Consider the following 6846-nt stretch of genomic DNA (forward strand, 5'->3'; position numbering starts at 1 on the left):
CAGACACAATGCAAGAAGCAAAAGAGCAAATTTTGAGTTATTACCAAAAGGATACACTTTTGCAAAGCAAAAAGATGCTGAATTTGCTGGCGGTGGTAGTGGTAAAGGATAAGGTTTGGGTAGAAAAAGTAAAAGGGGCATAAAGCCCCTTTTTTTATACAACTGCAAAAGGATACTGATTGTTTTCAATGAGTACCTGTGCGATACGTTGGCAGGTTTCTTTTTTGTTGATAGGCTCAATTTTGGTAAATCTGCGTAAGCCCATTAGCATTGCTCTTTGTTCATCACCTACGGCAAAAGAGTTGATAGCATCTCTGCCTGCCTTGCTGAATACGTCCAAAGATTCGTGTAGATAGAGCAAAGCCAAATCTTTTTCAGTTTGGCAAGCCTTTTCGCCACGTAATTGGATAAGTTTTTCTACTCTCAAAAGTACCGACTCGGAAACATATAGCTCAATGAGCATATCGGCAAGGTACATCATCACTTCTTGCTCTTCACTAATTTTAGAGCCGAATTTTTGAGCCGCCGCTCCTGCAATCATCAAAATAGATTTTTTCATACCTTTGAGCAAGGCTTTTTCGGCACTGAAAATTTCAGAATAATCAGGGGTAGAAAAATCAGGAATACTCATTAACTCTTTGGCAACGGCTTGGGCTTGTGAAAGCACATCTGCCAGCTCGCCTTTCATTGCTCTACGCAAAATAGTGCCTACGGCAAGCATTCGGTTGATTTCGTTTGTGCCTTCAAAAATTCGGTTGATGCGTGAGTCGCGATAGGCTCTTTCCACAGGCGATTCGGCAGAGTAGCCCATACCTCCGTAAATTTGTACGGCTTCATCTACCGAAAAATCCAAGGTTTCAGAGCCGTGAACCTTCATAATGGCACATTCAATAGCGAACTGCTCAAAACTTTTGAGTTTGGCTTCGGCTTCGCTAAGCCCTTGGGCTATGTAGGCTTGAATAGTATCTTCAATGTTTTGCCCTACACGATAGTTGGCAGAATCGGTAGCAAAAAGACGAGCCGCCACCAAAGCCAATTTCTGACGAATAGCACCAAAATTATTGATAGAAACACCAAATTGCTTTCTTTCGCGTGCATAATTGATGGCGTAATTGAGAGCCTCACGGGCACCACCTACCGCCGCTACCGATAGCTTGATACGTCCGATATTGAGAATATTTACCGCAATTTTGAAGCCATTTTCGCGTGTAGAAAGCATATTTTCCACAGGTACTTTGCAGTCGTTGAAGAAAATTTGGCGAGTATCCGAACCTTTGATACCCATTTTCTTTTCAGGTTCATTCATTGTGATACCACCAAAACCTTTTTCTACAATGAAAGCCGTGAGGTTTTTGTCGTTATCAATTTTAGCAAAAACAATGAAAATATCGGCAAAACCGCCGTTGGTAATCCACATTTTTTGCCCATTGATAAGGTAATATTTGCCGTCAGGGGTGAGTGTAGCTTTGGTTTTACCTGAATTGGCATCAGAACCACTATCGGGTTCGGTGAGGCAATAAGCGGCTTTCCACTCGCCCGAAGCCAATTTGGGTAAATATTTGGCTTTTTGCTCTTCGTTGCCATAATATTGTATAGGCAAAGTACCTATTCCTGTATGAGCCGAAAAGGCAACGGCAAAGCTATGCCCGCTACCCAAATAGTCTGCGGCAAGCATTGTAGAATTGAAATCCATACCATAACCGCCGTACTCGGTGGGTACGCCAATGGCTAAAAGACCCAGCTCGGCGGCTTTATCAAGCATTTTCACCATTAGCTCGGGGCTTTTGGCATTATCTATCTCATCAAGACGAGGCTTTATTTCCTTTTCAATAAAATCTTTACAGGTCTGAGCAAGCATTCTTTGCTCTTCATTGAAATCTTCGGGAATAAAAACGGTATGAGCAAGGGTTTCTTTTACAAGAAACTCTCCGCCCTTTACGAGTTCTTTATTTTGCACTGTTTCCATTAGAGTATGATTTTGTTGGGTGATACACTAAAAATTCCAAATTTTATTTGGATAACGCAAATGTAAGTAAAAATGTTATGCAAGCAGAGTATTTTTTTGAAAAAATTTAATAAACAGCCTACAACACTTGTTTTTTTGGTACTTTATTAAGTTTGGATATGATTTTTTTGAGTTGAAAAAGATTTATTCAGGCTTTTTTGAAATGAAATTTGAATTTCTGTAAGATAACTTGTAAATTAGCTCTCAAAGAAATTTGGTGATTGTTTAGGTATCTTTTGCAATAAGGAAACAGGAAACAAGATGCAGGAAACAGGATTTTTGGGAATTGATACCTGACACAAAAAATGAGTAGCAAAATCCATAAAGGCTTGAACATCAAACTCCGAACTTTTTGAACGTAAAATAATTACGAAAGTTTGTATGAAACACTTTTTAATGCTTACGAGTTTGTTTTTTTCTGCTTTGGTAGTTTCTGCCCAATTGCAAGAAACGGCTCGTTACGAACAGAAAATTCCTCGCAAAATAGATTATACTTTTGAAGTTTTACCTTTTCCGCAAGAAAAAAAAGTAATTTTATTTGGGCAAAAGGAAGATAATGAAGAGTACCAACGTCGCAAGATTTTCTATTTCAATGTTTTGGATAGTAATTTGAATAAAGTTGCTGAAAAGGAATACCGATTGGAACGCAAGTGGGAATATTATGGCTATTACACAGATAGCACGAATTTGTATCTGATTTTTTACACCGACAATCAGAAGCAGTTTGCTCTCATTTCTTACAATGCCAGCAACGAGATAGAGTACAAGCAAGGCGATTTACCATTTTCTATTACTCCTGCTTCTTTTGTGGTATTTGGCAATAATTTGTTTATGGTGGGCAGTTATAGAGGCAAAGACGTTATTATTGATTTCAGCTTTTTTGATAACTCCGTAAAAGTAATACCTACGTTTTTTGATGAAAAACTGGATATCAAAAATATTTCTATCAATAAAGACGAAGGGACTGCTCACGTGCTTGTACGAGAGCTAAAAAGAGGTGAAAAGCAGTTTTATATTCAATATTTGCAAAGCAATGGAAAAATATTAGATAAACTCAAACTTTCTTTTGAAAAAAAGCAATATCCTACGGAATTAGAGCCTTTTATTTATCAGAATGAAAATTTTTTGATAGGAACGTATGGTGATGGGCAAAGCCATTTTTATTCGCAAGGTTGGATTTTTGGTAAATATGAATTTGGTAAAAAGCCCTATCTTACGTTCAATTCATTTGATAACTTGCGTCATTATTTTGATTACTTTGCCAGTGAAAGCCGCCGAAACAAAGAAATAGAAAAAGTAGAAAAAAAACGAAAAAGAGGTAAAAGCTACAACTACAAAATGCGAGTGCATTTACAAAAGCCTTTTTTGTGGCAAAACAAAATAATTGTAGTAGCCGAACTTTACCAGACTTCTTATCAGTATAACAATTCGCTTATTTCACCTTATCCAATGATAGCAACCAACCCCGCCTTACTCACGCCCTATGAGCGTTTGGCTTTGCGAAGTTGGGGGGCATATTATCCTACGCCCAATGTACCTGTTTTTCATTTTGTTCATTCTTTGGTTTTAGCCTTTGATTTGCGTGGTAATTTACTTTGGGATAATGCCTTGCCCATAAAAAATACGACCAAAAATAATTTGTATCCCAACGTTACGATTGCTTTGCAAGAAAATCAGTTTTTATTATTGCACCCTCACGAAAAAGGTATCAATTTGCGTGCTTGTAGAGAAAGAGAAGTAATTTATGAAAATAACGAAGTGCCTTACCAAAAAAACTACACCGTTGTTCCTGAAAAAGAGAACAAGATACGCCCAACGAATAACTTGATTTTCAGATGGTTTGGTGAATATGTGCTTATTTCAGGTATCTATAATCCCAAAGCTGATAAGATTTTTACACGTGAAGAGGATGTATTTTATCTTGCAAAAGTAAAATTTGTTAAGCCCGAAGAAGTTAAAAAATGAGACTTACTTATGAAAAATTTCTATATGAATATGAGATGCTTCCTTTTATTGCTTTTTCTTTTGGGCAACTATGTAGTTTTGGCTCAAAGCGATACTTTCTTGCAAGATTTCAAGAAGTTTCGCTCTCAATACAAAAAAACAAATCGGGTAGGAATGTGGATTTTGGGTTCTTGGGCGGTGGGGAATATGCTTGCTAGCGGAGCAGTGCTTGCTTTTGCCAAGCCACAAGGCGAAAGTAAGTATTTCTACCAAATGAATATAATGTGGAATACGGTAAATCTGGGACTTGCAGGGCTGGGCTTGTATCAGAACTATCAGTCTGATGATTTAATTTCTTGGCAATCAGTGCTTTCAGACCACCACCAAATGCAAAAAATTTTACTATTCAATGCAGGTTTAGATGTAGGATATATAATGACGGGCTTTTTTCTGAAAGAAAAAGCAAAAACGGCTCAAAAATTACCTGAGCGTTTGCGAGGTTGGGGAAAATCTTTAATTTTGCAAGGTGCTTTTCTGCTTGCCTTTGATGTAGGACTTACGATAGCTCATAGCAAAAATGGCTCAAAGATGCAGAAGTTTTTAGAAAATATACAACTGAAAAGCACCGAAAATGGTATAGGTCTGATTTATTTTTTACGTTAGATGACGGCAAATAAAATACTGAATATCAATGATTTGATTGAAAAAATCAAGACTTGGAAACAAGCAGGTCTGAAAGTAGTTTTTACGAATGGTTGCTTTGATATATTGCATCTGGGGCATATAGACTACTTGGAAAAAGCTCGGAATTTGGGTGATAAGTTGGTAGTAGGCTTGAATTCTGATAGTTCGGTGAAACGTTTGAAAGGAGCGGAGCGTCCGATTAACCCCGAGTATGCCCGGGCAAGGGTGCTGGCGGCTTTGGAGTTTGTAGATGCCGTTTGTGTATTTGAAGAAGATACGCCAAAAAGTCTGATTGAAAAAATTTTTCCTGACATTCTGACAAAAGGAAGCGATTATACGCTTGAAAACATTGTTGGTGCGGATTTTGTTATGGCTTATGGAGGCGAAGTCAAGACGATTGATTTGGTAGAAGGATTTTCTACAACAAAAATACTTGACAAAGCCAAAAATTCTTTGTAACATTGTAACCCTTTTCGGCAAAACTAAAAACGCAAAAAAGCTATGTATTGGATAATTTTAGGTGTAACAATGCTGGTGAGTTGGCTCGTGAGCAGTCGCTTGCGTTCCAAGTTTGCACATTATTCGCAGATACGTCTGCGTAATGGAATGACGGGCAAAGAAGCTGCCGAGCAAATGCTACGCGATTACGGTATTTATGATGTACAGATTACCTGCGTACCCGGTCAGCTGACAGACCACTACAACCCAATGAATAAAACCGTTAATTTAAGTGAAGAGGTATATTATGGTAGTTCAGCGGCGGCAGTAGCTGTGGCGGCTCACGAATGCGGACACGCTGTTCAGCACGCTACGGCATATAGTATGTTGCAGTTTCGTTCGGCTATGGTGCCTCTGCAAAATGTGAGTGCTACCATTCTCAATTTTGTAATGATTGCTTCTTTCATTGGTGGATATGCTTTGTATCGTACCATTCCTATTACCAGTATCTTGTGGGTGATAGTGATTGCGTACAGCGTAATAACTTTATTTAGTTTGGTAACGCTTCCTGTGGAATTTGATGCCAGCAAACGAGCTTTGGCTTGGATGACCAATAGAGGAGTGGTGAGTAGCCAAGAACATACTATGGCAAAAGATGCTCTCTTTTGGGCGGCAATGACTTACGTTGTAGCGGCGATAGGCTCTTTGGCTATGCTTGCTTACTATGTCTTGCAATTGGTTGCCGCTTCCAGCAGAGAACGCTAATCCAAAAAAGCATTGTGTTTTTACACAATAATGACGATTAACGCGTGCAAGTAGCACGACAAAAGAAAAAACCTACAAAATGTTTTTTGTAGGTTTTTTTATGCAATTACTGGTTTTGCTTCTGTACAAACTTCAATCAATTTCGCTCCCAAGCATTTTTCTAATTTGACAATGGTTTCCAAAGTCAAGTTTTCATTACCCTTGACAATTTTACTGATTTGTTGCGGAGAAACGCCCATTCTTTCAGCAAGTTCTTTTTGAGAAATGCCTTTTTGGTCTAGTAACTCTAATATCCTAAAAGCAATTTGATGGGAGACTTTAATCCAATCAAAGTTTTTTTGCCATTCTTCTTCTTCAGCTATCCAATTTTGATTTTTTTTGGAAATTTTGTTTAGCTTTTCCAATATTTCGTTCTTACTTTTCATAGTTCTATAAATTTAATACTAAAACAAATCGTTTTCTTTTAGAAAGTTTTGTAGGCACTCAATTTTAGATAATTCTTTTTGCAAAAGTTCATCTTCCTGCATTCTTTTCACTAATTTTATCCCTCCACCAGATATAATATAGATACTGCTACTTTCAAGAGTTTCCACTCTTACAGCATATAAGCGAAGGAATTTGTATTTGTACTTACTTTTTTGATAATCTTTTAGGCTAAATTCATTATCATTAAGTGCTTCAAAAATGCTATCAAGTTCTATCTGGCTGTTACCAATTGCTTGCAATTGAGCCGCATTCAATAGTCTTTTGAAAAAATATTTTCTTTCCTCAATAACCAGTAAAGATGCCTGTTCTGCACTTAAATTAAAGTATTTCAACTGATGCTCTCGACTTCTGAAAAATTTAGACAAAAACTCTTGGTTTTTCCAAGTATTACGCAATTTTTCAAACTCATCAAATTCTTCGCCTTCAAACTGAACCGCATACAAACTTCCTTCAACCACTGCAAAGATATCAACAATTTTCATAAAAATCAACTTATAGGTTTATTTTTTTTAAAAAATTTTTTT

At 37.4% G+C, this 6846-nt stretch carries 7 protein-coding genes; 4 read left to right on the forward strand and 3 right to left on the reverse strand.

The window, feature by feature from the left end:
• Nucleotides 1–154 precede the first annotated feature (154 nt).
• Nucleotides 155–1966 (reverse strand): acyl-CoA dehydrogenase family protein, encoded by a 1812-nt coding sequence (locus ACWITO_RS10230; protein ID WP_448529896.1) that lies wholly within the window; start codon nt 1964–1966, stop codon nt 155–157.
• Between the two features lie 420 nt (nt 1967–2386).
• Between ACWITO_RS10230 and ACWITO_RS10235 the strand changes: the two genes are divergently transcribed.
• From ACWITO_RS10235 to ACWITO_RS10250, 4 genes are read left to right on the forward strand one after another with little or no spacing between them, the layout of a single operon-like run.
• A complete protein-coding gene (locus ACWITO_RS10235) occupies nt 2387–3970 on the forward strand; it encodes a hypothetical protein (RefSeq protein WP_448529897.1) in 1584 nt (527 codons plus the stop codon).
• Nucleotides 3971–3979: 9 nt separating this feature from the next.
• Nucleotides 3980–4612 (forward strand): DUF6992 family protein, encoded by a 633-nt coding sequence (locus ACWITO_RS10240; protein WP_448529898.1) that lies wholly within the window; start codon nt 3980–3982, stop codon nt 4610–4612.
• Entirely contained in the window at nt 4613–5092 is a 480-nt protein-coding gene (rfaE2, locus tag ACWITO_RS10245; RefSeq protein WP_448529899.1) for a D-glycero-beta-D-manno-heptose 1-phosphate adenylyltransferase, read from the forward strand. It abuts the gene before it with no gap.
• A gap of 42 nt (nt 5093–5134) precedes the next feature.
• Nucleotides 5135–5836, forward strand: coding sequence for a zinc metallopeptidase (locus tag ACWITO_RS10250; RefSeq protein ID WP_448529900.1), 702 nt, complete (start codon nt 5135–5137; stop codon nt 5834–5836).
• Between the two features lie 98 nt (nt 5837–5934).
• On the opposite strand, the gene ACWITO_RS10255 is transcribed toward ACWITO_RS10250, so the two are convergent.
• Nucleotides 5935–6261, reverse strand: a complete 327-nt coding sequence (locus ACWITO_RS10255; protein ID WP_448529901.1) for a helix-turn-helix transcriptional regulator — start codon at nt 6259–6261, stop codon at nt 5935–5937.
• Between the two features lie 18 nt (nt 6262–6279).
• Entirely contained in the window at nt 6280–6804 is a 525-nt protein-coding gene (locus ACWITO_RS10260; RefSeq protein ID WP_448529902.1) for a hypothetical protein, read from the reverse strand.
• Nucleotides 6805–6846: the final 42 nt, after the last annotated feature.

Source organism: Raineya sp., from assembly GCF_053497555.1.

Bases quoted from the DNA above. Each gene is read 5' to 3' on its own strand.
- ACWITO_RS10255 (WP_448529901.1), bottom strand. From the start codon at position 6,261: ATGAAAAGTAAGAACGAAATATTGGAAAAGCTAAACAAAATTTCCAAA.
- ACWITO_RS10230 (WP_448529896.1), bottom strand. From the start codon at position 1,966: ATGGAAACAGTGCAAAATAAAGAACTCGTAAAGGGCGGAGAGTTTCTT.
- rfaE2 (WP_448529899.1), top strand. From the start codon at position 4,613: ATGACGGCAAATAAAATACTGAATATCAATGATTTGATTGAAAAAATC.
- ACWITO_RS10250 (WP_448529900.1), top strand. From the start codon at position 5,135: ATGTATTGGATAATTTTAGGTGTAACAATGCTGGTGAGTTGGCTCGTG.
- ACWITO_RS10235 (WP_448529897.1), top strand. From the start codon at position 2,387: ATGAAACACTTTTTAATGCTTACGAGTTTGTTTTTTTCTGCTTTGGTA.
- ACWITO_RS10240 (WP_448529898.1), top strand. From the start codon at position 3,980: ATGAAAAATTTCTATATGAATATGAGATGCTTCCTTTTATTGCTTTTT.
- ACWITO_RS10260 (WP_448529902.1), bottom strand. From the start codon at position 6,804: ATGAAAATTGTTGATATCTTTGCAGTGGTTGAAGGAAGTTTGTATGCG.